25 protein-coding genes are annotated in these 23,090 nt (G+C 71.6%); 6 read left to right on the top strand and 19 right to left on the bottom strand.

Going from position 1 to position 23,090, the window contains the following annotated elements; genetic code table 11:
• From carB to pyrR, 6 genes are all read right to left on the bottom strand, one after another.
• The coding region (gene carB, locus VFZ92_RS38420) for a carbamoyl-phosphate synthase large subunit (protein ID WP_330882311.1) at window positions 1–2,393 on the bottom strand (2,393 nt) is incomplete at its 3' end.
• A 1-nt stretch (window position 2,394) separates the two neighbouring features.
• Window positions 2,395–3,507 carry a glutamine-hydrolyzing carbamoyl-phosphate synthase small subunit gene (carA, locus tag VFZ92_RS38415; protein WP_330882309.1) on the bottom strand — a complete coding sequence of 371 codons (1,113 nt, stop codon included), beginning with the start codon at window positions 3,505–3,507 and terminating at the stop codon, window positions 2,395–2,397.
• Complete coding sequence (locus VFZ92_RS38410) at window positions 3,504–4,007, bottom strand: transporter (protein ID WP_330882307.1); 504 nt, start codon at window positions 4,005–4,007, stop codon at window positions 3,504–3,506. Before VFZ92_RS38410 ends, carA begins: the two co-directional genes overlap by 4 nt.
• On the bottom strand, window positions 4,004–5,287 hold the full coding sequence (locus tag VFZ92_RS38405) for a dihydroorotase (protein WP_330882305.1): 1,284 nt from the start codon (window positions 5,285–5,287) through the stop codon (window positions 4,004–4,006). Before VFZ92_RS38405 ends, VFZ92_RS38410 begins: the two co-directional genes overlap by 4 nt.
• Entirely contained in the window at window positions 5,284–6,216 is a 933-nt protein-coding gene (locus VFZ92_RS38400) for an aspartate carbamoyltransferase catalytic subunit (protein ID WP_330882303.1), read from the bottom strand. Before VFZ92_RS38400 ends, VFZ92_RS38405 begins: the two co-directional genes overlap by 4 nt.
• Window positions 6,213–6,785 carry a bifunctional pyr operon transcriptional regulator/uracil phosphoribosyltransferase PyrR gene (pyrR, locus tag VFZ92_RS38395; protein ID WP_330882301.1) on the bottom strand — a complete coding sequence of 191 codons (573 nt, stop codon included), beginning with the start codon at window positions 6,783–6,785 and terminating at the stop codon, window positions 6,213–6,215. Before pyrR ends, VFZ92_RS38400 begins: the two co-directional genes overlap by 4 nt.
• 258 nt (window positions 6,786–7,043) lie before the next feature.
• Here pyrR and VFZ92_RS38390 point away from each other — a divergent pair, with 258 nt between their 5' ends.
• Window positions 7,044–7,532, top strand: a complete 489-nt coding sequence (locus VFZ92_RS38390; protein WP_015103676.1) for a transcriptional regulator — start codon at window positions 7,044–7,046, stop codon at window positions 7,530–7,532.
• Between the two features lie 56 nt (window positions 7,533–7,588).
• Here the strand turns inward: VFZ92_RS38390 and nusB are convergent, their stop codons facing one another.
• The 3 genes from nusB to VFZ92_RS38375 are packed head-to-tail and all read right to left on the bottom strand — an operon-like array spanning window position 7,589 to window position 9,707.
• Window positions 7,589–8,008: a transcription antitermination factor NusB gene (gene nusB / locus VFZ92_RS38385; protein ID WP_330882286.1), complete on the bottom strand. Its 420-nt coding sequence runs from the start codon at window positions 8,006–8,008 to the stop codon at window positions 7,589–7,591.
• Window position 8,009: 1 nt separating this feature from the next.
• On the bottom strand, window positions 8,010–8,573 hold the full coding sequence (efp, locus tag VFZ92_RS38380; RefSeq protein ID WP_330882284.1) for an elongation factor P: 564 nt from the start codon (window positions 8,571–8,573) through the stop codon (window positions 8,010–8,012).
• Between the two features lie 51 nt (window positions 8,574–8,624).
• On the bottom strand, window positions 8,625–9,707 hold the full coding sequence (locus tag VFZ92_RS38375) for a Xaa-Pro peptidase family protein (protein ID WP_330882282.1): 1,083 nt from the start codon (window positions 9,705–9,707) through the stop codon (window positions 8,625–8,627).
• Window positions 9,708–9,797: 90 nt separating this feature from the next.
• Here VFZ92_RS38375 and VFZ92_RS38370 point away from each other — a divergent pair, with 90 nt between their 5' ends.
• Window positions 9,798–10,202 (top strand): B-4DMT family transporter, encoded by a 405-nt coding sequence (locus VFZ92_RS38370; RefSeq protein ID WP_330882280.1) that lies wholly within the window; start codon window positions 9,798–9,800, stop codon window positions 10,200–10,202.
• Here the strand turns inward: VFZ92_RS38370 and VFZ92_RS38365 are convergent.
• From VFZ92_RS38365 to VFZ92_RS38325, 9 genes are all read right to left on the bottom strand, one after another.
• Complete coding sequence (locus VFZ92_RS38365; protein WP_330882278.1) at window positions 10,199–11,719, bottom strand: beta-xylosidase; 1,521 nt, start codon at window positions 11,717–11,719, stop codon at window positions 10,199–10,201. The genes VFZ92_RS38370 and VFZ92_RS38365 overlap by 4 nt on opposite strands.
• A gap of 79 nt (window positions 11,720–11,798) precedes the next feature.
• Complete coding sequence (locus VFZ92_RS38360; protein WP_330882276.1) at window positions 11,799–12,368, bottom strand: VOC family protein; 570 nt, start codon at window positions 12,366–12,368, stop codon at window positions 11,799–11,801.
• A 254-nt stretch (window positions 12,369–12,622) separates the two neighbouring features.
• Entirely contained in the window at window positions 12,623–13,051 is a 429-nt protein-coding gene (gene aroQ / locus VFZ92_RS38355) for a type II 3-dehydroquinate dehydratase (protein ID WP_330882274.1), read from the bottom strand.
• Window positions 13,048–14,154: a 3-dehydroquinate synthase gene (aroB, locus tag VFZ92_RS38350; protein WP_330882272.1), complete on the bottom strand. Its 1,107-nt coding sequence runs from the start codon at window positions 14,152–14,154 to the stop codon at window positions 13,048–13,050. The genes aroQ and aroB overlap by 4 nt, the downstream gene beginning before the upstream one ends.
• Window positions 14,155–14,784: 630 nt before the next feature.
• Window positions 14,785–15,288 (bottom strand): shikimate kinase, encoded by a 504-nt coding sequence (locus VFZ92_RS38345; protein ID WP_330882270.1) that lies wholly within the window; start codon window positions 15,286–15,288, stop codon window positions 14,785–14,787.
• Window positions 15,285–16,484 carry a chorismate synthase gene (aroC, locus tag VFZ92_RS38340; RefSeq protein ID WP_330882267.1) on the bottom strand — a complete coding sequence of 400 codons (1,200 nt, stop codon included), beginning with the start codon at window positions 16,482–16,484 and terminating at the stop codon, window positions 15,285–15,287. Before aroC ends, VFZ92_RS38345 begins: the two co-directional genes overlap by 4 nt.
• 13 nt (window positions 16,485–16,497) lie before the next feature.
• Window positions 16,498–17,067 (bottom strand): prepilin peptidase, encoded by a 570-nt coding sequence (locus VFZ92_RS38335; protein ID WP_330882265.1) that lies wholly within the window; start codon window positions 17,065–17,067, stop codon window positions 16,498–16,500.
• Between the two features lie 515 nt (window positions 17,068–17,582).
• Window positions 17,583–18,038, bottom strand: a complete 456-nt coding sequence (locus VFZ92_RS38330) for a PTS glucose transporter subunit IIA (RefSeq protein ID WP_330882263.1) — start codon at window positions 18,036–18,038, stop codon at window positions 17,583–17,585.
• Complete coding sequence (locus VFZ92_RS38325; RefSeq protein WP_330882261.1) at window positions 18,035–18,271, bottom strand: PTS glucose/sucrose transporter subunit IIB; 237 nt, start codon at window positions 18,269–18,271, stop codon at window positions 18,035–18,037. The genes VFZ92_RS38330 and VFZ92_RS38325 overlap by 4 nt, the downstream gene beginning before the upstream one ends.
• Window positions 18,272–18,425: 154 nt before the next feature.
• Between VFZ92_RS38325 and VFZ92_RS38320 the strand changes: the two genes are divergently transcribed.
• The 4 genes from VFZ92_RS38320 to VFZ92_RS38305 all read left to right on the top strand — a co-directional run bounded on the left by VFZ92_RS38320 (window position 18,426) and on the right by VFZ92_RS38305 (window position 22,230).
• Window positions 18,426–19,205, top strand: coding sequence for a GntR family transcriptional regulator (locus VFZ92_RS38320; protein ID WP_330882259.1), 780 nt, complete (start codon window positions 18,426–18,428; stop codon window positions 19,203–19,205).
• Window positions 19,202–20,485: a PTS transporter subunit EIIC gene (locus VFZ92_RS38315; protein WP_330882257.1), complete on the top strand. Its 1,284-nt coding sequence runs from the start codon at window positions 19,202–19,204 to the stop codon at window positions 20,483–20,485. The genes VFZ92_RS38320 and VFZ92_RS38315 overlap by 4 nt, the downstream gene beginning before the upstream one ends.
• Before the next feature lie 33 nt (window positions 20,486–20,518).
• Complete coding sequence (locus VFZ92_RS38310) at window positions 20,519–20,788, top strand: HPr family phosphocarrier protein (RefSeq protein WP_259626918.1); 270 nt, start codon at window positions 20,519–20,521, stop codon at window positions 20,786–20,788.
• Window positions 20,789–20,940: 152 nt separating this feature from the next.
• Window positions 20,941–22,230, top strand: a complete 1,290-nt coding sequence (locus tag VFZ92_RS38305; RefSeq protein ID WP_330882253.1) for a hypothetical protein — start codon at window positions 20,941–20,943, stop codon at window positions 22,228–22,230.
• A 20-nt stretch (window positions 22,231–22,250) separates the two neighbouring features.
• Here VFZ92_RS38305 and VFZ92_RS38300 read toward each other — a convergent pair whose 3' ends face one another.
• Entirely contained in the window at window positions 22,251–23,090 is an 840-nt protein-coding gene (locus tag VFZ92_RS38300) for a shikimate dehydrogenase (RefSeq protein WP_330882251.1), read from the bottom strand.

The raw sequence follows: 23,090 nt of genomic DNA, 5'->3' as shown, positions 1-23,090 counted from the left end.
TCCTCTACGTGCTCCATCACCGCGCCGATCACCACCTCGCCGGTGGCGTCGCGCAGGGAGTCGACGTCGACCTCGATGGCGTCCTCGAGGAACCGGTCGACGAGCACGGGCCTCGACGCCGAGAGCCCGCCTTCCTTGCCGAGCGATCCGAAGCCGGCGAGCTCGGCCATCGCGTCGCGCAGGCCCTGCTCGTCGTAGACGATCGACATCGCCCGGCCGCCGAGCACGTAGGACGGCCGGATCAGGGCCGGGTAGCCGATGCGATCGATGATGCGCAACGCCTCGTCGACGGTGACCGCGGTGCCACCCGCGGGTTGCGGGATCTCCAGACGGGCGCACAGCGCGTTCCACCGCTCGCGGTCCTCGGCCAGGTCGATGGACTCGGGCGACGTGCCGAGCACGAGGTGCGGTGGCAGGTCGTGGCTGAGCTTCAGCGGCGTCTGGCCGGCGAGGCTGACGATGATCCCGTGCACCGGGCCGGCGGCCAGCTCGGCCTCGACGACGTTCAGCACGTCCTCGCGCGTGAGCGGCTCGAAGTACAGCCGGTCCGAGGTGTCGTAGTCGGTCGACACGGTCTCCGGGTTGCAGTTGACCATGACGGTCTCGAACCCGGCCGCCCGCAGCGCCATGGCGGCGTGCACGCAGGAGTAGTCGAACTCGATGCCCTGGCCGATGCGGTTGGGCCCGGAGCCGAGGATGAGGACCTTGTCGCGCTCGCGCTGCTCGGTCACCTCGGTCTCGGCGTTCGGGTCCAGCTCGTAGGCGGAGTAGTGGTACGGCGTCTTCGCCGCGAACTCGGCCGCGCAGGTGTCCACGGTCTTGTAGACCGGCCGCACGCCCAGGCGGTGCCGCAGCGCCCGCACGCCGTCCTCACCGGCCAGCTCGGACCGCAGCACGGCGATCTGCCGGTCGGACAGCCCGGCCCGCTTCGCCTTGCGCAGCAGGGTCTCGTCCAGCACGGGCGAGACCTCGATCTCGCCGCGCAGCTCGTTGAGCCAGGCGATCTGCTCGATGAACCACGGGTCGATGCCGGAGGCCTCGTGCACCTGCTCGACCGTGGCGCCGAAGCGCAGCGCGCGGTCCACCGTGTACAGGCGGCCGTCGTGGCCGGTGCCCAGGTCCTCCAGCAGGCCTTCGAGGGTCGTGCCCTCCGGGTCGGGCCGGGTCCAGAAGCCCGCGTCCTTGGTCTCCATGGAGCGCATGGCCTTGCCCAGCGCCTCGACGAAGTTGCGGCCCATGGACATGGCCTCGCCGACGCTCTTCATGGTCGTGGTGAGCGTGGGGTCGGCGCCGGGGAACTTCTCGAACGCGAACCGCGGGATCTTCACGACCACGTAGTCCAGAGTCGGCTCGAAGCTCGCCGGGGTCTCGCCGGTGATGTCGTTGCGGATCTCGTCGAGCGAGTAGCCGATGGCGAGCTTGGCGGCGATCTTGGCGATCGGGAAGCCCGTCGCCTTCGACGCCAGCGCGGACGACCGCGACACGCGCGGGTTCATCTCGATGACGACCATGCGGCCGGTCGACGGCTCGATCGCGAACTGGATGTTGCAGCCGCCGGTGTCCACGCCGACCTCGCGGATGACGTCGATGCCGACGTCGCGCATGTGCTGGAACTCGCGGTCGGTCAGCGTCATCGCGGGCGCCACCGTCACCGAGTCGCCGGTGTGCACGCCCATCGGGTCGATGTTCTCGATGGAGCAGACGACCACGACGTTGTCGTTGCGGTCCCGCATCAGCTCCAGCTCGTACTCCTTCCAGCCGAGCACGCTCTCCTCGATGAGCACCTCGGTGACCGGCGACTCCGCGAGGCCGGTCGCGGCGAGCCGCTCCAGCTCCTCGGGGGTGTGCGCCATGCCGGAACCGAGGCCGCCCATGGTGAACGACGGCCGGATGACGACCGGCAGCCCGAGGTCGGCGACGGTCTCGCGGACCTCGTCCATCGACTTGCACACGGCGCTGCGCGGCACCTCGGCGCCGATCTTGCGGACCAGCTCCTTGAAGATCTGCCGGTCCTCACCGCGGTTGATGGCGTCGATGTCGGCGCCGATCAGCTCGACGTTGTACTTCTCCAGCACGCCGCGCTCGTGCAGCGCGATGGCCGTGTTGAGCGCGGTCTGGCCGCCCAGCGTCGCGAGGATGGCGTCGGGCCGCTCGATCGCGATGACCTTCTCGACGAACTCGGCCGTGATGGGCTCGATGTAGGTCGCGTCGGCGAACTCGGGGTCGGTCATGATCGTGGCCGGGTTGGAGTTCACCAGGCTGACCCTGATGCCCTCCTCCCGCAGCACCCGGCAGGCCTGGGTGCCGGAGTAGTCGAACTCGCACGCCTGGCCGATGACGATCGGGCCGGACCCGATGACCAGCACGTGCTTGATGTCGGTGCGCTTCGGCATGTCAGCGGGCCTCGCTCATCATGGTCGCGAACTCGTCGAACAGGGGCGCGGCGTCGTGGGGACCGGCCGCGGCCTCGGGGTGGTACTGCACGCTGAACGCCGGGGCCTCCAGGGCGCGGACGCCCTCGATGGTGTCGTCGTTCGGGCAGTAGTGGCTGAGCTGGACGCGGCCGAAGTCCGAGGAGAACTCCTCGCCCGGCTCGCCCTCCAGCGCGAACCCGTGGTTCTGCGCGGTGATGGCCACCTTGCCGGTGCGCACGTCGATCACCGGGATGTTGATGCCGCGGTGGCCGTAGCGCATCTTGTAGGTGTCGCGGCCCAGCGCGCGGCCCAGGATCTGGTTGCCGAAGCAGATGCCGAACAGCGGGATCCGCCGCTCCAGCACCGACCTCGTCAGCTCGATCGCGTGCGTCTGGGTCGCCGGGTCGCCCGGCCCGTTGGACAGGAAGACGCCGTCGGCCTCGACCGCCAGCAGGTCGTCCAGGGTGGACGAGAGCGGGAGCACGTGCACCTCGATGCCGCGCGCCGCCATCATCCTGGGGGTGTTGGACTTGATGCCCAGGTCGAGCGCGGCGACGCGGAAGCGCCGCTCGCCGACCGCGGGGACGACGTAGGCCCGTTCCGTGGTGACGTCGCCCGCGAGGTCGGAGCCCTTCATCGGCGGGCTGTCCAGGACGCGGCCCACGAGGGCCTCGTCGCTGTCCAGCGCGTCGCCGGAGAAGACGCCCGCGCGCATCGCGCCCTGCTCGCGCAGGTGGCGGGTCAGCATCCGCGTGTCGACGCCCGCGATGCCGACGACGCGCTGGCGGACCAGCTCCTCGTCGAGGCCGCGGACCGAGCGCCAGTTGGACGGCTTGCGGGAGGGGTCGCGCACGACGTAGCCCGCGACCCAGATGCGCGAGGACTCGTCGTCCTCGTCGTTCCAGCCGGTGTTGCCGATCTGCGGGGCGGTCTGCACCACGATCTGGCGGTGGTAGGAGGGGTCGGTCAGCGTCTCCTGGTAGCCGGTCATGCCGGTGGAGAACACGACCTCGCCCAGGCTCTCGCCCAGTGCTCCGTAGGCCTCGCCGCGGAACACGCGACCGTCTTCGAGGACCAGTGCTGCCTTGCTCACGTCGTACCTCCCTTGGCCGCACCGGTGTTCAGCGCGTCCACCCACTGCTCGTACACGTCTTTGTCGTCGCCGCGGAAGCCGGTGTCCACGAGCTGCTCGCCCAGGTGCCACCGGACGACCAGCAGGCCGTCCTTGGTCATGACCTTGCCCGCGAGACCCCGGTCGGTGCGCGCGGACTCGACCGCCGACCTCGGGATCCACAGCTCGGAGGCGCCGGTGCGCTCGATCCGCACGCCCCGGTCGGTCAGCCGCAGCACGGCCTCGGCCCGGTGGCCGATGTCGCCGACGGCGATCCGGTCCTGCCAGTTGTCGCCGATGGTCGTGCCGATGTACTGGCCCGTCGTCTCCAGCAGCACCGCACCGGTGTCGGTGGGCACGGCCGGGAAGTCGGCGAGCACGGCCGCCTGGCGGCGCGCGCGGCGCTGCCAGCCGTGCCACATGCCGTAGAGGCACAGCGCGAAGAACGCCAGCACCGCCAGCGAGAGGAACACCCTGGTCATGCCGGGATCCTCCCCGCCGTGACGCGTCCGCGCAGCAGGGTGGCCGTCACCACGGCGGGCAGCTCCATGCCCTCGAACGGGGTGTTGCCCGCGACGCTCGCCAGGTCCGCGCCGCGCACGGTCCAGGTGGCGTCCGGGTCGACCAGCACCAGGTTCGCGGGCTCGCCGACCTCGATCGGGCGACCGTGGTCCGGCAGCCCGGCGATCTCGGCGGGCCGTTCGCTCATCACCCGCGCCACGCCGCGCCAGTCCAGCAGGCCGGTCTTGACCATGGTCTCGACGACCACGGACAGGGCGGTCTGGAGACCCAGCATGCCGGGGCGGGCCGCGGACCACTCGCAGTCCTTGTCCTGCACGGCGTGCGGGGCGTGGTCGGTCGCGACGCAGTCGATGACGCCCTCGGCGAGGGCCCGGCGCAGCGCCTGGACGTCGGTGCCCGTCCGCAGCGGCGGGTTGACCTTGTTGACCGGGTCGTAGGTGCTCAGCCGGTCGTCGGTGAGCAGCAGGTGGTGGGGGGTGACCTCGGCCGACACGGTCGTGCCCCGCGCCTTGGCCCACCTCAGCACGTCCGCCGTGCCCGTCGTGGACACGTGGCAGACGTGCAGCCTGGCCCCCGCGTGCAGCGCCAGCAGGCAGTCACGCGCGACGATCGACTCCTCGGCGGCGGCGGGCCAGCCCTGGAGGCCGAGCCGAGCGGCCTGCTCACCCTCGTGCGCCTGGGCGCCGACGGTCAGCCGCGGCTCCTCGGCGTGCTGGGCGACGACCACGTCGAGCGCCTTGGAGTACTCCAGGGCGCGGCGCATGACCAGCGGGTCGTGCACGCAGTGGCCGTCGTCGGAGAAGAGCCGGACGTTCGCCGCGGACTTCGCCATCGTGCCCAGCTCGGCGAGCTTCTCGCCCTTGAGCCCGACGGTGACGGCGCCGACCGGGTGCACGTCGACCAGCCCGACCTCGCGGCCGCGGCGCCACACGTGCTCCACGATCACCGCGTTGTCGGCCACCGGGTCGGTGTTGGCCATGGCGAACACCGCCGTGTAGCCGCCGAGCGCGGCGGCGCGGGAACCGGTCTCGATCGTCTCGGTGTCCTCGCGGCCCGGTTCGCGCAGGTGGGTGTGCAGGTCGACGAAGCCGGGCAGCAGCACCGCGCCCGCGCCGTCGACGGTCTCCACGTCGTCCGCGCTGACCGAGCCGATCTCGGCGATGACGCCGTCGCGGACCAGCACGTCGACCGGGTCACCCTCGCCGTAGGGGCGAACTCCCCTGATCACCAAGGGACTCACGACGTTTCCTCCTCGTGGGCGAGCAAGTGGTAGAGGACCGCCATGCGCAGGTGGACGCCGTTGCGCACCTGGTCGGTGATGGCCGCGCGCGGGGAGTCCGCGACCGCCGAGGCGATCTCCATCCCGCGGAGCATCGGACCGGGGTGCAGCACGACGGCGTGCTCCGGCATGAGGCGCAGGCGGTTCTCGTTGAGCCCGTAGGCGATCGAGTACTCGCGGGCCGACGGGAAGAACCCGCCGTGCATCCGCTCGGCCTGCACGCGCAGCAGCATGACCGCGTCCAGGCTCGGCAGTTCCGCGTCGAGTTCGTGCGAGACGGTGACGGGCCAGTTGGCCACGCCGACCGGCAGCAGCGTCGGCGGGGCGACCAGCACCACGTCGGCGCCCAGCGCGGCGAGCAGGTGCACGTTCGACCGGACGACCCGGCTGTGCAGGACGTCGCCGACGATGGCGATCCGGCGGCCCTCGACGGAGCCGAGCCGTTCGCGCAGCGTCGCCGCGTCCAGCAGCGCCTGGGTGGGGTGCTCGTGCATCCCGTCGCCCGCGTTGACGACGGACGTGCCCGCCTCGGCCAGCCAGCCCGCGAGCCGGTGCGCCGCACCGGAGGCGGGGTGCCGGACGATCACGCAGTCGGCGCCCGCGGCGGCCAGCGTGAGCGCGGTGTCGCGAAGGGACTCGCCCTTGCTCACGCTCGACCCGCCCGCGGACACGTTGATCACGTCCGCGCTCATCCACTTGCCCGCGATCTCGAAGGAGACCCTGGTGCGCGTGGAGTTCTCGTAGAACAGGGTGATGACCGTGCGGCCGCGCAGCGTCGGGAGCTTGCGGACCTCCCGGCCGAGCAGGGCCCGCTTGAGGTTGTCCGCCGTGTCGAGGATCGACGTGGCGGTCGCGCGGTCGAGGCCTTCGGTGGAGAGGAGGTGCTTCACTTCAGCACCACTCCGTCGCGCCCGTCGAACTCGTCCAGCAGCACCGCCACGTCCTCGCTGCGCGACGTTGGCACATTCTTGCCAACGTAGTCGGCTCGGATCGGCAGTTCCCGGTGCCCGCGGTCGACGAGCACGGCGAGCTGCACGGCGCGGGGGCGGCCGTGGTCGCGCAGGGCGTCGAGCGCGGCGCGGATCGTGCGACCGGAGAACAGGACGTCGTCGACGAGCACCACGAGGCGGTCGTCGATCCCGCCCTCGGGCAGCGACGTGGTCTCCAGCGGCCTGGTGGGGCCTCTCCGCAGGTCATCGCGGTAGAGGGTGACGTCCAGGGTGCCCGTGGGCACCTCGACACCGCTGAACTCCGCGATCTTGAGGGCCAGTCGGCGAGCGAGTGGTGCTCCCCGACTCGGTATGCCCATCAGGACTACTGCGGGTGCGCTCGGTGCATCAAGAGCGGTCTTCTCGATGATCTGATGGGCCATTCGGGCGACAGTGCGTGCGACGTCACCGGCCGAGAGAAGCTCGCGCTCCCCGGCCGGATCCGTCGCACCACGTTGACGTGGCGCCACGGTTGGACCTCCTTCCCCGCCTCACAGGACGGGTCCTTAAAGGACGTCGGACACCCGGCTTCGACCGGGCTGACCTGCACGGTATCACTCACGAGGCGCCCACCTGACGGGTGGTGTCGAGGCTCTCGCACGCACGGACTGACGAGATCAGCTTGACCTGGCGACCACGGAGAGCAATCATTACTCTGCGTATTGAGTCTGACCTCCCCGGCCCAGTCCCCTACCGGCTGACGGGGCGAATGAACGGAGAACCGCCACATGGGCGACTACGCCAAGGCGTTGGGGGCCAAGCTCCGCGCGATCCGGCAGCAGCAGGGCTTGTCCCTGCACGGCGTCGAGCAGAAGTCCGGCGGTCGCTGGAAGGCCGTGGTCGTCGGCTCGTACGAGCGGGGCGACCGAGCCGTGACCGTGCAGAAGCTGGCCGAGCTGGCCGACTTCTACGGGGTGCCGGTGGCCGAACTGCTGCCGGAGGGTCGGGTGCCGTCGGGTGCCGAACCCGCCACGAAGATCGTCATCAACCTCGAACGGCTGCAACAGCTACCGGCCGAGAAGGTGGGGCCGCTCGCGCGGTACGCCGCCACCATCCAGAGCCAGCGCGGCGACTACAACGGCAAGGTGCTCTCCATCCGCACCGAGGACCTGCGTTCGCTCGCGATCATCTACGACATGACCCCCGGTGAGCTCACCGAGCAGCTCATCGACTGGGGCGTGCTTCCCCCCGAGGCCCGTCCGGCCAAGGAGGACTGAGACGACTAAGGCCACCCCGGTTCGACCCGAGGTGGCCTTAGTCCGTCCAGCACGTGCTAGAGGACCGCGCGCAACTGGTCCGCGATGACGGCGATCCGGCCGAGCACGCCGTTGATGAACCGCGGCGAGTCGTCGGTGGACAGCCCCTTCGCCAGCTCGATCGCCTCGTCGATCGCGACCGCGTCCGGCACGTCCGTCGCCCACAGCAGCTCGTAGAGGCCGATGCGCAGGACCGCGCGGTCGACCGCGGGCATCCGCTGGAGCGTCCAGCCCTCGGCGTGCTCCGAGATCAGGTCGTCGATCCGCGCCTGGTGCGCCTTCACGCCCTCGACGAGGGTCACCGTGTAGTCGTTCACCGGCGGCACGTCGGCCGACCCGACCCGGCCCGCGACCAGCGTCACCGGGTCCTCGCCACGCAGGTCCGCCTCGAAGAGGATGTCGACCGCGCGTTTGCGGGCCTTGCTGCGCGCTCCCACGTCAGCTGCTCACACGGCCGAGGTAGCGACCGTCGCGGGTGTCGACCTTGACCTTCTCGCCGGTGGTGACGAACAGCGGCACCTGGATCTCGGCGCCGGTCTCCAGCTTCGCGGGCTTCGTGCCACCCGTCGAGCGGTCGCCCTGGAGGCCGGGGTCGGTGTGCTCGATCAGCAGCTCGACCGAGGTCGGGAGCTCCACGAAGAGCGGCACGCCCTCGTGGGTGGCGACCATGGCCTCCTGGTTCTCCAGCATGTAGCCCGCGGCGTCGGAGACGGTCTCGCCGGGCACGGTGATCTGGTCGAACGTGTCGCTGTCCATGAAGACGAAGTCGTTGCCGTCCTTGTACAGGTACGTCATCGTCCGCTTGTCCACGGTGGCCGTCTCGACCTTGGTGCCCGCGTTGAAGGTCTTGTCCACGACCTTGCCGGACAGGACGTGCTTCAACGTGGTGCGCACGAAGGCGCCACCCTTGCCCGGCTTGACGTGCTGGAACGCGGTGACGGTCCAGAGCTGGCCGTCGAGGTTCAGCACCAGGCCGTTCTTCAGGTCGTTGGTCGTGGCCACGGTGGTGGTCTCTCCTGTTGTCTCAAGGGGCGGGCCCGGCGGAGCGGGCGCTTAGACGACCACGAGTTCCTTCGTGGTCAGGGTGAGGAGCTCCGGCGCGCTCTCGCGCACCACGAGCGTGTCCTCGATGCGGACACCGCCCTTCCCCGACAGGTAGACGCCGGGCTCGACGGTGACCGCCATACCGGCGGAAAGTGTACCTTCACCGGACTTGGACAGCGCCGGAGCCTCGTGGATGCGCAGTCCTACCCCGTGGCCGAGCCCGTGCGGGAACCGCGGCCCGTACCCCGCGTCCACGATCACCTGCCGCGACGCCGCGTCCACCGCCCGCACGTCGGCGTCCGGCAGCAGAGCGGCCCGCCCGGCCGCCTGCGACCGCAGGACCAGGTCGTACAGGTCGCGCTGCCAGTCGGCGGCCTTGCCCAGCACGAGGGTGCGGGTCATGTCGGAGTGGTAGCCGTCGACCAGCGCCCCGAAGTCCAGCTTCACGAGGTCGCCCGCCTTGAGCACCGCGTCGGTCGGCTCGTGGTGCGGGATCGCCGAATGGGGCCCGGCCGCCACGATCGAGTCGAACGACGGCCCCGCGGCCCCGTGGTCGAGCATCCGGCCCTCCAGCTCGCGCGCGACCTCCTTCTCGGTCCGCCCGGCCCGCAGCCCGCCGTGCTCGACCAGGTCGGCCAGCGCCCGGTCGGCCGCCGCGCAGGCCATCCGCAACGCCTCGACCTCGGCGTCGTCCTTGACCAGCCGCAGCCGCTCGACCAGACCGGACGCCCCGACCAGGCCCTCCACCACCTGCTCCAGCGCGGCGAGCCCGTCCACCGTCACGTGCTGGCCCTCGAACCCGACCCTGCCGTGCCCGTCCTTCGCCGCCCGCGCCGCCAGCGCGAGGTCGCACGGCCGGTCGATCACCCGTTCGAGGTCGGGAACCTGCGCCTCGGCCTGCGCCAGGTAGCGGCCGTCGGTGCAGAACACCGTGCTCCGCTGCGGGTCGGCGGCCACGAGCAGCGCCGCGTTCGACCCGGTGAACCCCGTGAGGTAGCGGACGTTCACCAGGTCGGTGACGAGCAGGGCGTCGAGGTCCTGCTCCACGAGCATGGCGCGCAGTGCGGCGCGACGCGGGGCGTGCGGCGGCATACCAGCAGAGTAGGGGTATCGGGCGGGTTCCACAGGGGTGTGTTCACCGGTCTTCCCTCGGTCCCGCGTCCCGGCACTACCCTGTTCGCCATGGGCGCGTGGCTGGTCAGGGGATTCTGGATGGGCTTGCTGCACGGCGCCGTCCAAGCGGGCGTGGTGGCGGTCGCCGTGCGCAGCCCCGAAGCCGGTTCGGCGGTGCGGCTGATCGCCTTCGGGCTCGTCGTGGTGATCGCGGTGCTGTGGGGCGCGTTGGACGCGTGGCGGCGGTTCGAGGGGCGCGGGATGTGCTGGTTCTTCGCGTCACTGGTGGCGGGGCCGCTGGCCGGGGTGGCGGGTGTGGTCGGCAGCGGGTTGCTGGTGGACCAGACCGGCGTCGAGGCGCTGTGGCCCGCACTGACCGGCGGGGCCGCGTTCACCGCGCTGGTGGTGCTGGCGTCGGCCGCGATCGGGATGGGGTTGGGGAACGCGGCGCCGCAGCCCAAGGGCTCGCACTAGCGCCGGAACCTGGTCAGGTCTCCCGCGGGGGTGAACCTGCGCCACTCGGCCTCGGTGGTCTGCTGGACGGTCGAGGAGTTGAGGGCGGCCAGCTCGGCGGAGCCGATGAGCCACAGCTCGTCGTCCTCCACGACCACGCCGGTCCGGCCGTCGGGTGAGCGCACGGCCTTCGCGCCCGCCGGGATGCTGGCGGCAACCGGGAGCTGGTCGACGATCGCCGGGCGGTGGGCGAGGACGGTCCTGGCGAGCCGGTCGGTGACCGAGCGGCGTTCCAGGCGGACGACCTTGCCGCCGACGACCAGGTCCGTCGTGCGCTCGGGCGACGGGACGGCGATGCCGTCGAGCACGACGGCCGCTTCCTTGGTGGCGCAGCCGGGCACGCCCGCGAGGTCCATGCCGAAGTGGGTCAGGTCGGTCGGGGCGCCCGCCGCGCCGTCGACGGTGGCGCGGACGACGTCGATCGGCACGCGCCCGCACGGGTCGTCGGACGCGATCGGGGCGTGGCCCTCGGACGTGCGGACGAGGCCGGGGCCCTCGCGCCACGGGCCGGGGACGGTGATCCGCGCGTAGGGCTGGACGGTGAAGTCGGCGTTCCAGAACGTGATGCTGGTGCCGGTCTCGGTCTCGTGGGCGATGGCGAACGCGTCCAGCGCCTCCACCCACATCCAGTCCGCGCTGAACGCGTCGACCACCGAGCGGGCGCGCGGCGAGTTGGTGCCGGAGACGGCGGAGAAGCCTCGCACGCCCAGCGCCTGCACCCCGGCCAGGAACAGCGGGTCCTTCGACCGGAGCACGAACTGGCCCGCGCCGTTCCACCCCGCCGCCGAGCCGGTGGTGTCGGTGAACATCAGGTAGAACCAGCCGTTCACGTGCAGCGCGGCGGGCTGGCCCGCGCCGTAGGTGTTGTCGCGGGTGGTGTCGTAGGCCGGGCCGATGATCGGCTGACCGCCGTTGGCGCGCTGCCAGGAGATGCCGTCGGTGCTGGTGGCGACGCCGATCGCGTTGCCGTGCGCGTGGTCGCCGGACGCGCCGGTGTAGTAGAGGTAGTAGGTCTGGCCGACGTGGATGACCGACGGGTCGCAGGTGTGCACGCCGTCGAAGCCGGTGACGCTGCCGCTGAGCACCGGCTGGGCCACGCTGCCGTCGCGCCCGGCGAACGGTCCGGTCAGCGACGCGCTCTCGGCGTAGAGCAGGTCGTCGCCCGCGGGGACCGCGACGCCGAGCTGGCTGCACCACCACATCCGGTTGCGGCCGTCCTCCACGAGCACCGTGGGCCCGTAGTTGTACGGCGAGTCGCCGCCGCCGACCGCGATGACGCCCGCGCTGCCGCGGGACCGGTCGGCCGCGAGCGTCAGCGGTTCCTTCGGAGGGGCCGCGCGCTGCGGCTTCTTCACCTCCGCGGGCGGTGCGACGCCGCCGGTGCCCTCGGCCTGGTTCATCGTCACGCCCGCGTCGCAGGACGACAGCAGCACGACGGATGCCGACAGGGTCGCCACGAGCCGGAGAAGCCTCGACATGCGGGCGCTGTCCTCCACTTGGTTGACCCCTCGGCGAATCACCACCCAGTGTAGAAGATCAACTCACCCAACCGGATGACTACTCGCTAGTAGTAGCCACGAGTTCGATCTCGAACCCGTCCTCGTTGTCGAGGTACGCGGCGTAGTGGTCAGGCCCACCCGCGTGCGGGTGGCGGTCGGCGAACAGCAGCGTCCACCCGTGCTCCAGCGCCGCCGAGGTCAGCGCGTCCACGGCGTCCGGGCCTCCGACGTGCAGCGCGAGGTGGTTGAGGCCCGGCCGGGTCCGCTCGTGGGGTCCGACCGCCATCGCGGGCGACCGCTCGACGACCACGTAGGTCTCGCCGAGCCGCCAGCTGACCCCGGCGGGCCAACGCTGGAACTCGGTCCAACCGAGTTCCAGCAGCAGCCACCCGATCGTGGCTTCCGCACGGGTGACGTCGGGCACCCAGAGTTCGACGTGGTGCAGGGCTCCGCGGGTCACGAGGGCCTCCGGGTGGTGGGACGCCCGCGGGTCGGCCGGTCCGATGACGGTGCTCGATCGACCGGTGTCCGGGCGGAGGTCCTGGTGGGCGTGGGCGGCTGTCCGGGCGGGCGCGGGCAGGTCTCCTGTCCGGTTGTCCGGGCAGGGGTCTGGGTAGGGCCTGGGCACGGCGGTGTCCGAGACGGGGTCCGGGTAACTCTTCGAGGTGGTGTCCGGGCGGTCACGGGCAGGTCTTCGGGCCGTTGTCCGGGCGGGCCGGTGCCGGTGTCCGGGCCAGGTGTTCGGGCGGGTCCGGACCGGCGGGGTCCGAGCCGGGGTCCGGGCGGGGCGTCTGGGGCGGGCTTCGGCGGGCGGGTGTCAGGCGGGTGCGGGCCGCGGCCTCGGGGAGGGTGCTCGTCTCCGGGGCCGCGACCGCCCGACTGTCACGCCTTGGTGGCCAGCCAGCGCAGGGCGAGGGCGTAGCCCTGGACGCCGAGACCGAGGATGGTGCCCTCGGCGACGGCGGAGATGTAGCTGTGCTGCCGGAAGTCCTCGCGCTTGTGCACGTTCGAGATGTGCACCTCGACGAGCGGGGCCGTCAGCTGCGAGCAGGCGTCGCGGACGGCCACCGAGTAGTGCGTCCACGCCGCCGGGTTGAGGACCACGGGGTAGCCGTGGTCGGCGGCCTCGTGCAGCCAGCCGAGCATCTCGCCCTCGAAGTCGGTCTGGCGGACGTCGACCTCCACGCCCAGTTCGCGGCCGGTGCTCTCGCACAGGGCGACCAGGTCGGCGTAGGTCGTGCTGCCGTACACGTCGGGTTCGCGGGTGCCGAGCCTGCCCAGGTTCGGGCCGTTGAGGACGAGGACCTTCACAGCAGGATCCCCCCGCCCGTGGTCGGCTCGGCGGCGACGGCCGAGTAGGCGGCGGCGATCAGGGCCGGGTCGGGGCCTTCGAGCCTGCCGGGCTTGGCCAGGCCGTCGAGCACGACGAAGCGCAGGACGCCTGCGCGGTTCTTCTTGTCCACCCTCATGCCCTCCATGAGCTGCGGAAGCGCGGTCGGGTCGTAGCTGGTCGGCAGGCCGAGCGCGGTCAGCACGGCCCTGTGGCGGTCGGCGGTCGCGTCGTCCAGCCTGCCCGCGAGGCGGGCGAGTTCGGCGGCGAACACCAGGCCGACGCTGATCGCCGCGCCGTGGCGCCACTTGTACCGCTCGCGGCGCTCGATGGCGTGGCCGAGGGTGTGGCCGTAGTTCAGGATCTCGCGGAGGTCGGACTCGCGCAGGTCCGCGGACACGACGTCGGCCTTGATCTGGATCTTGCGGCGGACCAGTTCCTCCAGCACCGAGCCGGACGGGTCCAGCGCGGCCTCCGGGTCGGCCTCGATCAGGTCGAGGATGACCGGGTCGGCGATGAAGCCGCCCTTGACGACCTCGGCCATGCCCGCGACGAGCTCGTTGCGCGGCAGCGTGTCCAGCGTCGCGAGGTCGGCGAAGACCGCGGTCGGCTCGTAGAACGTGCCGACCAGGTTCTTGCCCGCCGACGTGTTGACGCCGGTCTTGCCGCCGACGGACGCGTCGACCATGCCGAGCAGCGTCGTGGGGACGTTGAACAGCTTCACGCCGCGCATCCACGTCGAGGCGACGAACCCCGCGAGGTCGGTCACCGCTCCCCCGCCCAGCCCGATCACGGCGTCCGACCGGCTCAGGCCGATCTTGCCGAGCACGTCCCAGCAGAAGCCCGCCACGGGGAGGTCCTTGCCGTCCTCCGCGTCCGGGATCTCGACGCGGTGCGCGTCGGCCCCGCCCGCGGCCAGCGTCTCCCGCAGCGCCTCGGCGGTCTCGACGAGCGTCGGCGGGTGGATGATCGCGATCTTGGCGATGCCCTTGACGGCCTCCGCCATGTCGCCGAGCAGGCCGCGGCCCACCACCACGTCGTACGGTCGTTCCGCGGCCACGCGGATCCGCACCGGCTCGCCCATCAGTGTTCTCCCTCGTTCGTGGTGATGCTCCCGTGGACACCCCCGGAGACATCGGGATCGCTCCCCACCGCTCCGGCTGGGGGCGCGGTCGTGGTGGCCCCCATTCGACCACGTCCGGCAGGAGCGCCGACCGACCCCACACCGGGGGGAGCGGTTCGACCCGAGTGCCGCGCGTTCCAGACGTGGAGCGACCGCTGAACGCGCACCGCCGCTCCCGCCGTGCACCAAGAGCGCTTGCTCGGCCACACCGAAGGCAGCCCCGAGCCACGTCGGCCCACCCTCCGGCGGAGGCACGGCGTGCCTCCGGCCCCGCTTCGATCCGCAACCCGGTGCGGAGCGCCGCGCGGGCTGAGCGCACGAGCCGGCCGCCCGTCCTCTGGCCTGCCCAGCGCGGGCGCGCCGAACGGAGGTCCAGCACGGCCGACCTCGGCTCGCCCACCCCGGACCCAGCCGACCTCAGCTCGTCCGACCCCGGCCCCGGCTTTCGCCCAAACCGCCCGGCACCGCTGAATCCCGGAACCGGACCCGGCCCTCCCGACGCCGGCCTGCCCGGCTCTGGCTCTGACCGACCCGGCCCGGACCCGCCGGACCCAGCCCACCCGGTCCGATCCGCCGGACCGCGTCAACCGGTCAGCCGGCGTCCAGCACGGCGTCGACCACCTGGTTCGGTTCCAGGTGGTCGGTGGCGACCTCGATCGTCGCCACCTCGCGGTAGAGCGGGAGCCTCGCGTCGAGCAGGGCCTTGAAGGTCGCCCTCGGGTTGATGCCCGTGAGCAGCGGTCTGGCGCTGGACAGGCCGGTGCGTCGGACTCCCTCGGCCATGCCGACGTTGAGGAACACGACCCGGTGGCCCGCCAGGAGTTCCCTGGTCGCCGCGGACAGGACCGCGCCGCCACCGAGGGCCAGGACGCCCTCGTGGGTCTTCAGGCCGTCGGCGACGGCCTGCTCCTCCATCGCGCGGAACACCGGCTCGCCGTCGCTGGTGAAGATGTCCGAGATGGGCTTGCCCGCGCTCGCGACGATGTCGGCGTCCACGTCGCGGAACGGCACGCCGAGCCGTTCGGCCAGCAGTTGGCCGATGGTCGTCTTGCCCGCGCCGGGAGGGCCGAGGACGACGTACGCGGGGGCGTTCACAGCCCCTCCCACCGGGCTTCGAGCGCTTCGAGGTAGGACGCGACGTTGCGCTTGGTCTCCGCGATGGAGTCGCCGCCGAACTTCTCCAACGCCGCCTCGGCGAGGACCAGCGCGACCACGGACTCCAGCACGACGCCCGCGCGCGGCACCGCGCACACGTCCGAGCGCTGGTGGATGGCGACGGCGGCCTCACCGGTGCGGACATCCACAGTGGACAGTGCTTTCGGGACGGTGGAGATCGGCTTCATCGCCACCCTGGCGCGCAGCGGCTCGCCGTTGGTGATGCCGCCCTCCAGGCCGCCCGCGCGGTTGCTGCGGCGCGTGACGCCGGACGGGCCCTTGCCGCGGTCGATCTCGTCGTGCGCCTGGCTGCCCCAGCGGGTGGCGGTCGTGAAGCCGTCGCCGATCTCCACGCCCTTCATCGCCTGCACCCCCATGAGGGCCGCGGCGAGCCGGGAGTCGAGCCTGCGGTCCCAGTGCACGTGCGAGCCGAGGCCCGGCGGCAGGCCGTAGGCGATGACCTCGATCACGCCGCCCACGGTGTCGCCCGCGCTCTTGACGGCCTCGACCTCGGCGACCATCGCCTCGGTGCCCGCCGGGTCGAACGCGCGGACCGGGCTCGCGTCGACCGCGGCCAGGTCGCCGGGGCCGGGCACGGGCGCGTCGTCCGGCGTCTTCGCGCCGCCGATGGAGACGACGTGGCTGACGATGTCGACGTCGAAGACCTGCTTGAGGAAGTTCCGGGCCACCGTGCCCAGCGCCGTGCGGGCGGCGGTCTCGCGGGCGCTGGCGCGCTCCAGCACCGGCCTGGCCTCGTCGAAGCCGAACTTCTGCATCCCCGGCAGGTCGGCGTGACCGGGCCTCGGCCTGGTCAGCGCCTCGTTGCGGCCCGTCGGCTTGAGCTGGCTCGGGTCGACCGGGTCGGCCGACATGACCTTCTCCCACTTCGGCCACTCGCTGTTGCCGATGGTGACGGCGATGGGCCCGCCCTGGGTGAGGCCGTGGCGCACGCCCCCGAGGATGCTCACCTCGTCCGCCTCGAAGCCCATGCGGGGGCTGCGGCCGAAGCCCAGCCTCCGGCGTTCCAGTTGGACCGTCAGGTCCGAGGTGGTGACCTCCACCCCCGAGACCATGCCTTCCAGCACGGCGACGAGAGCGGGTCCGTGTGATTCCCCAGCGGTGATCCAGCGCAGCACGGTACGAATCCTTTCACAGTGAGAACACCGCTAACAGCCAGGTCGAGGCCAGCAGGCCCGGCCCGTGCGGAATACCGCCACCCGGACGCGTGAGCCCGACCAGCAGGGACAGGACGGAAGCCAGGACGGCACCCAGTGCCAGGGCCCCGTACGAGACCGCCCCGAGCACCGCTCCCAGCGGCACGGCGAGCTTCACGTCGCCACCGCCGAGCGCGCCGGGCGACAGGAGCCGGACGACGAGGTGCCCGAGCCCGAAGAGCAGGCCGCACGCGAGCGCCCGCACTCCCGTGTCGAGCCCCGCGGGCACGAGGAGCACCGCCAGGACCGGGTACGCGGGCAGCGTGAGCGCGTCGGGCAATCGGCGGTGGAGCACGTCGGTCGCGGTCAGCACGACGGCGAGCCAGCCGAGCGCGAGCGTCACCGCGAGCCAGTGCGGCGGGGGGTGGCGGAGCCCGGCGACGGTCCACAGGACCGAGTTCGGGACCGCGCACCACAGCCAGGGCACGACCGCCCCGCGGCGCAGGCGGCGGAGCAGCCACGCGCCTGCGGCTCCTGCCAGGAATCCCAAGACCGTCCAGTGCACGGGTCAACGATCCGGCGGGTGGTCCCCTGGGCACAAGGACGAGCACCGCCGAACGGACCTTTCACACGGACCCGGACGGGTGAACCGGCCGGGGGGTGGGTGCACGTGCTGGACCGAGTCGCGGCACAGCACCGCGACCACGTCGCGCGGGACACCTGCGGACCGGTGCGGATCCGCTAGACCGACGTGGATCCGGCAGACCGATGCCGGCCCGGAGGATCAACGCCGACCCGGAGGATCGACGCCGGGCACGGTGGACCGATGCGGGCCTGGTGGACAGACGCAGGTCCGACAGACCTGCGCGGGCCCGGAGACCGATGCTGGCTGGCGGACCGGTGCGGGTCCGGCAGACCGGCGCAGGTCCGACGCAACGACGCAGGTCCGGCACACCGACGCGAGTCCGGCAGACCGGCGGGCTCGGGCCGTGCGTTCGGCGCGACCCACGACCCGTGACCGGACGACGTCGCGCGGGTGCCCATTCGACGCTCACCGCGTCGGAGGACACCCGCGCGAGGTCAGCGCTGCCAGGAGAAGAGCTGGTCGCCCACGGCGACCGTGGACCCCTCCGAGAGGTCACCGAGCGAGTCCGCCGGGGCGTCCAGCGCGACGACGGGGCAGATGGGCGCGAACCCGGCCGCCTCGACCTCGGCCGGGTCCCAGCTCACGATGGGCTGGCCCGCGCGCACGGTCTCACCCTTCACGACGTGCAGGGTGAAGCCCTCGCCCTTGCGCTTCACGGTGTCGATGCCGAGGTGCACGAGCACGCCCGCGCCGCCCTCGGTGGCCACGACGAACGCGTGCGGGTGCAGCGTCACGACCGTGCCGTCCACCGGGGACACGACGTCCGCGGCGACCCTGTCCGGCTCCACCGCGATGCCGGGCCCTACCATCGCCTGCGCGAAGACCGGGTCGGGCACCTCGGCGAGGGAGACGACCCGGCCCGCGACCGGGCTGCCCACGCTGAGCGTCACAGGAGGTCCTCGATGTCGCTGGCGATCGTGTCCGCCTCCGGCCCGACGATGACCTGCACGACGTTGCCCGAACGCATGACCCCGTGCGCCCCCAAGGCCTTGAGCGCCTTCTCGTCGACGACCGAACCGTCCTCCAGCTCGCACCGCAGCCGGGTGATGCACGGTTCGATCTCGATGATGTTCGACGCCCCGCCGAGCGCAGCGAGGATCTTCTCCGCCTTCTCGTCAGCCACTTCGTGTCCTCTCTCGACTGGTGACACCGCTTGGCCACGGTCACGTAACGGCGGTTGACACCCGCTCCGCACGGAGAGCATTCTCCCCGCACAAACTGGTCTAGACCGGAAAGTACCAATGAGGTCGACCACAGGCGAGAGCGGGGAGGTGCACATGGGTGAGCGGGAGACACCGACGAGGATCGTCGACGGTCCGAAGCCCAAGCACGCCCAGCTGCGCGACATCCTGCGCCGCCTCGCCGAGCAGGAACTCCCGCCCGGTTCGCCGATCCCGTCCGAACGGGACCTGGCCGACCGCTACCAGGTGTCGCGCATCACCGTGCGCGCCGCGGTGGGCCAACTGGTGGCCGAGGGCCTGCTCACCAGGGCGAAGGGCCGCGGCACGTTCACCGCCCGCCGCAGGCTGGACGTGCAGCTCTACCTGGAGTCCTTCACCGACGACATGCGCAAGCGCGGCATGACCCCCGCCACCGAGGTGCTGGGCCTCGACGAGGCGGTCCCGCCGGAGGCCGCGGCGACCGCGCTCGACCTGCCCGTGCGGGAGCGCGCGTACCGACTGGTCCGTCTGCGCCGCGCGGACGGCGTCCCGCTCGCCGTCGAGCGCGGTTGGTACAACCCGAGGATGGTGCCGGACCTCCGCCGCCACGACCTGTCGACGTCGCTCTACACGTTGATCGCGAACAACTACGGCGTGCAGCTCGACCACGCCAAGCAGACGGTGTGGGCCGAGAGCGCCGACACCGAGACCGCGAAGCTGCTCGGCGTCCGCAAGGGCAGCTCGCTCCTCGTCTTCCGCCGCGTCGCCAGCTCGCTGGGCAGACCGGTCGAGGACATGACTTCCTGGTACCGGGGCGATCTCTACCAGGTAACTATGCAGTTGGACCGGACCGTCCCGGATTCCGGCCCGCACTCCGCCAAGGGAGGTACCCGATGAGCGCCAGCGCCCCACAGGCGACCGGCGGTCGCGAGATCAAGGGACTTGCCGCTCTCCAGCGCTTCGGTCGCAGCCTCATGCTGCCGATCGCCGCGCTGCCAGCGGCAGGTCTGTTGTTGCGACTCGGCCAAGACGACTTGCTCGGCAAGGACGGTCTGGGCTGGAACAAGGTGGCCGCGGTCATCGGCGCAGCCGGTGACGCCGTGTTCGCCAACCTGCCGCTGCTGTTCGCGGTCGGTGTGGCGATCGGTTTCGCGCGACGTGGTGACGGTTCGACCGCTCTCGCGGCCGTCGTCGGCTTCGTCGTCGTGCAGGGCGTGTTCAAGGCGATGTCGCCGTTCGTGCTCCCGCTCGCGGCGGACGCACCCGCCACGGCGAAGCAGGAACTGATCGACTACCGGGTGTTGACCGGCATCATCGTCGGTCTCGTGACAGCGGCCCTGTGGCAGCGGTACTACCGCATCAAGCTGCCCCCGTACCTCGCCTTCTTCGGTGGCCGCCGCTTCGTGCCGATCCTGGTCGCGGGCGTCATGATCCTCATCGGCGTCGTGCTCGGCCTGCTGTACCCGCTGTTCGACAAGGGTCTGACCGCCTTCGGCGACGCCGTGGCGGGCAGCACGATCATCGGCGCGGGCATCTACGGCACGGTCAACCGCCTGCTCATCCCGCTCGGCCTGCACCACATCCCGAACACCTTCGTGTGGCAGGTCTTCGGCGAGTACGAGGGCAAGACCGGTGACATCCCCCGCTTCCTCGCGGGCGACCCCACCGCGGGCACCTTCCAGACCGGCTTCTTCCCGATCTTCATGTTCGCCCTGCCCGCCGCGGCGTTCGCCATCTGGCAGACCGCCAAGCCGTCGCAGAAGAAGATCATCGCGGGCATCATGGGCTCCGCGGCCCTGACCTCGTTCATCACGGGTGTCACCGAGCCGCTCGAGTTCGCGTTCATGTTCGTGGCGTGGCCGCTGTACCTGATCCACGCGGTCCTGACCGGCACCTCGCTGGCCATCGCCAACGCGCTGGGCATCCACGACGGCTTCTCGTTCTCGGCCGGTGCGATCGACTTCATCCTGAACTGGAACATCGCCACCAAGCCGTACCTGCTCATCGTCATGGGCCTGGTCTACGCGGCGATCTACTACTTCCTGTTCCGCTTCGTCATCACCAAGTGGAACCTGAAGACCCCCGGCCGCGAGGACGACGAGGACCCGGAGGCCGACCCCAGCGTCGTCACCTCCTCCGAGACCTCCACGACCTCCGGCAAGCCGCTGAGGGACTGACTCCCCCTGGGAGCACCAAGGAAAGGACGGATCATGCCTGAGCGACGGGTCACCGTGGCGAGCAAGGTCGGACTCCACGCCCGGCCTGCGGCACTGCTGGCGAAAGCTGCCGCCGGTCAGCCGGTCAAGGTCACCATCCGCAAGGACGACGGCCAGCCCGTGGAGGCCGCGAGCGTGCTCGGCCTGATGACACTCGGCGCGATGCACGGCGACGAAGTGGTGCTGTCCGCGGACGGCGAAGGCGCGGACGCCGCGCTGGAGGCCATCGCGGAGATCATCGCCACGGATCTCGACGAGGGCTGATTCGCCCGAGCCGCACCACCGAGGAGCCCGTGCGTCCACTTCGGACGCACGGGCTCCTCGTGGTTCCGGCCACAGCGCGCGCCGCGCGCCGGCGGGCCTCACTAGGGTGCGGGGAGGTCGGGCGACCTCCGACCCCTATTCGAGGAGAACGATTGAGGAACAGGAACGCGCTGTCCCTGCTCGCCGCGTCCGCGGCGCTGGCGGCGTCCACGTTGGCCGTGGTCACGCCCGGCACCGCGGTGGCGGCGGTCACCGCGCCCTCCGTGGCGGACTTCCGCCTGGTGCCGTCCAACCTCGCCCAGGGCCTCGTCGTCAACGACCTGGACCAGGAGCTGCCCAAGCTGGGCGTGCAGAACATCCTGGCCCAGGCGAACCGCGACGACGCGCCCAAGGGCGACGCCTGCACCTCCCCCGCGCTGAACACGCTGTCCCTCCCCCTGCTGGGCAAGTTCTGCTTCACCGCGGGCGACGTCAACACCACGCTCTGGGTGCCGCAGGGCGTGACGACGGTCGCCGACGCGCAGGCCGACCAGCTCTGGGGTGACAAGCGGCCCATGCTGGTCAGCTGGTACAACAAGGAATCCTCGCCCGCCAAGGGTGTGCGGGTCTCCTTCCTGGACCGCGACACGGGCAACTACCAGCACGTGCTGCTCGCCTACCCGTACGTCAACGGCTCCGGCAACCCCTCCTACGAGGCGGTGACCGCGCCCCAGGCGGGCAACGGCGGCAGCGTGCACGCGGGCGGCATCGTCTGGTACGGCAACTACCTGTACCTGGCCGACACCAACCGCGGCGTCCGGGTGTTCGACATGCGCTACATCTTCGACATCAAGTCCGCCGCGAACGGCAACGTCACCGACTCCGACAAGGTCGGCAGGCAGGACGGCACGTACTACAGCTACGGCTACCGCTACGTGATGCCGCAGATCTCCGGCTGGACGAACCCCGGTGGCCTCGCGTCGTTCCCCGCGGACTACAAGTGCCTCGCGTCCGGCCCGCAGAAGTTCTCCTACATCTCGCTGGACCGCAGCACCAGCCCGCACTCCATCACCACCGGCGAGTACTGCGCGGACCAGAACGACCCGAACCTCAACGGGCGGGTCGCGCGGTGGCCGATGAACCAGGACACCGGCGAACCGCTCACCAACTCGGGCGGCCACTGGCAGGCCAGTGAGGCGCTCCGGCTGATCAAGCCGAGGGTGCAGGGCGCGGTGTCGACGTCAGGTCTCTGGTACCTCAACAGCACCGGCGGCGGCACGACCGGCCCCGGTCACCTCCAGACCGCCAGCAAGGCGAGCGCCGGGGTGCTGGAAGCGGGCAGTCCGGAACGCGACGTGGCCATCGGCGTCGAGGACCTGTCGTACTGGCCCGGCCGCGGCGAGCTGTGGACGGTCACCGAGCACGACACGAAGCGGATCATCTACGCCACGCCCCTGCCGTGAGGCGGGCCCCTGCCGGTCGCTCAGGCGATCGGCAGGGGCAGCACGTCGCCGGTGGCGGTGCTCAGCGCCTCGCGCATGGCCTCGCGGGGGGCGGCCAGGCCGGTGAACTGCTCGACCTGCCCGAAGGCCTGGTGCAGCAGCATGTCCAGGCCCGTGGCCATCGTGCGGCCCTGCTCCAGGACCGCGACGCCCAGCGGGGTGGGCCACGGGTGGTAGATGACGTCCAGCAGGCACGGCGCCTTCGCCAGCGACGCGGCCACGGGCCCGGTCGCCGACGGCGGCACGGTGCTCACCAGCACGTCCGCCGACGAGGCCAGCGCGGCGAAGTCGGCGGCGGACCACGCGACCAGCGACAGGCCCAGACCGAGGCGGGACGCGCAGGCGACGGCTTCGACCGTGCGGGCGGGATCGCGGACCACGAGGTCCACTTCGGACAGTCCCAGTGCGGCGAACGCGGCGAGCGCCGCGGTGGCCGTGCCACCCGCGCCGAGCAGCAACCCCCTGGTGCCACCGGAAAAACCGCCCGCGTGCCGGAGCGCTCCGATGACACCGTCCACATCGGTGCAGTCAGCCCGCCACCCGTCCGGCACGCGCACCAGCGTGTTGGCCGCGCCGACCACGGCCGCCCGCTCGGTCACCGAGGTGGCCACGGCCAGCGCGGCGCGCTTGCCCGGCATCGTGACGGACAGACCGGTCCACGAGTCGTCGAGACCCGCGACCAGCGCGGGCACACCGGCTTCGTCGCACTCGATCCGCGAGTACGTCCAGTCGAGGCCCAGCGCCGCGTAGGCGGCGGCGTGCAGGACGGGCGACAGCGAGTGCGACACCGGCGAACCGATGACGGCGGCGCGGGACGGCAT

Source organism: Umezawaea sp. (assembly GCF_036375055.1).
Classification (GTDB): domain Bacteria; phylum Actinomycetota; class Actinomycetes; order Mycobacteriales; family Pseudonocardiaceae; genus Umezawaea.
Note: the sequence above shows the minus strand (reverse complement) of the source record. Positions and strands in the feature narration are given on the sequence as shown.

Coding starts and splice junctions, on each gene's coding strand:
- VFZ92_RS38370 (WP_330882280.1), top strand. CDS start 9,798: ATGGGCGCGTGGCTGGTCAGGGGATTCTGGATGGGCTTGCTGCACGGC.
- VFZ92_RS38375 (WP_330882282.1), bottom strand. CDS start 9,707: ATGCCGCCGCACGCCCCGCGTCGCGCCGCACTGCGCGCCATGCTCGTG.
- VFZ92_RS38315 (WP_330882257.1), top strand. CDS start 19,202: ATGAGCGCCAGCGCCCCACAGGCGACCGGCGGTCGCGAGATCAAGGGA.
- VFZ92_RS38310 (WP_259626918.1), top strand. CDS start 20,519: ATGCCTGAGCGACGGGTCACCGTGGCGAGCAAGGTCGGACTCCACGCC.
- VFZ92_RS38365 (WP_330882278.1), bottom strand. CDS start 11,719: ATGTCGAGGCTTCTCCGGCTCGTGGCGACCCTGTCGGCATCCGTCGTG.
- VFZ92_RS38320 (WP_330882259.1), top strand. CDS start 18,426: ATGGGTGAGCGGGAGACACCGACGAGGATCGTCGACGGTCCGAAGCCC.
- VFZ92_RS38300 (WP_330882251.1), bottom strand. CDS start 23,090: ATGCCGTCCCGCGCCGCCGTCATCGGTTCGCCGGTGTCGCACTCGCTG.
- aroB (WP_330882272.1), bottom strand. CDS start 14,154: ATGGGCGAGCCGGTGCGGATCCGCGTGGCCGCGGAACGACCGTACGAC.
- VFZ92_RS38390 (WP_015103676.1), top strand. CDS start 7,044: ATGGGCGACTACGCCAAGGCGTTGGGGGCCAAGCTCCGCGCGATCCGG.
- VFZ92_RS38410 (WP_330882307.1), bottom strand. CDS start 4,007: ATGACCAGGGTGTTCCTCTCGCTGGCGGTGCTGGCGTTCTTCGCGCTG.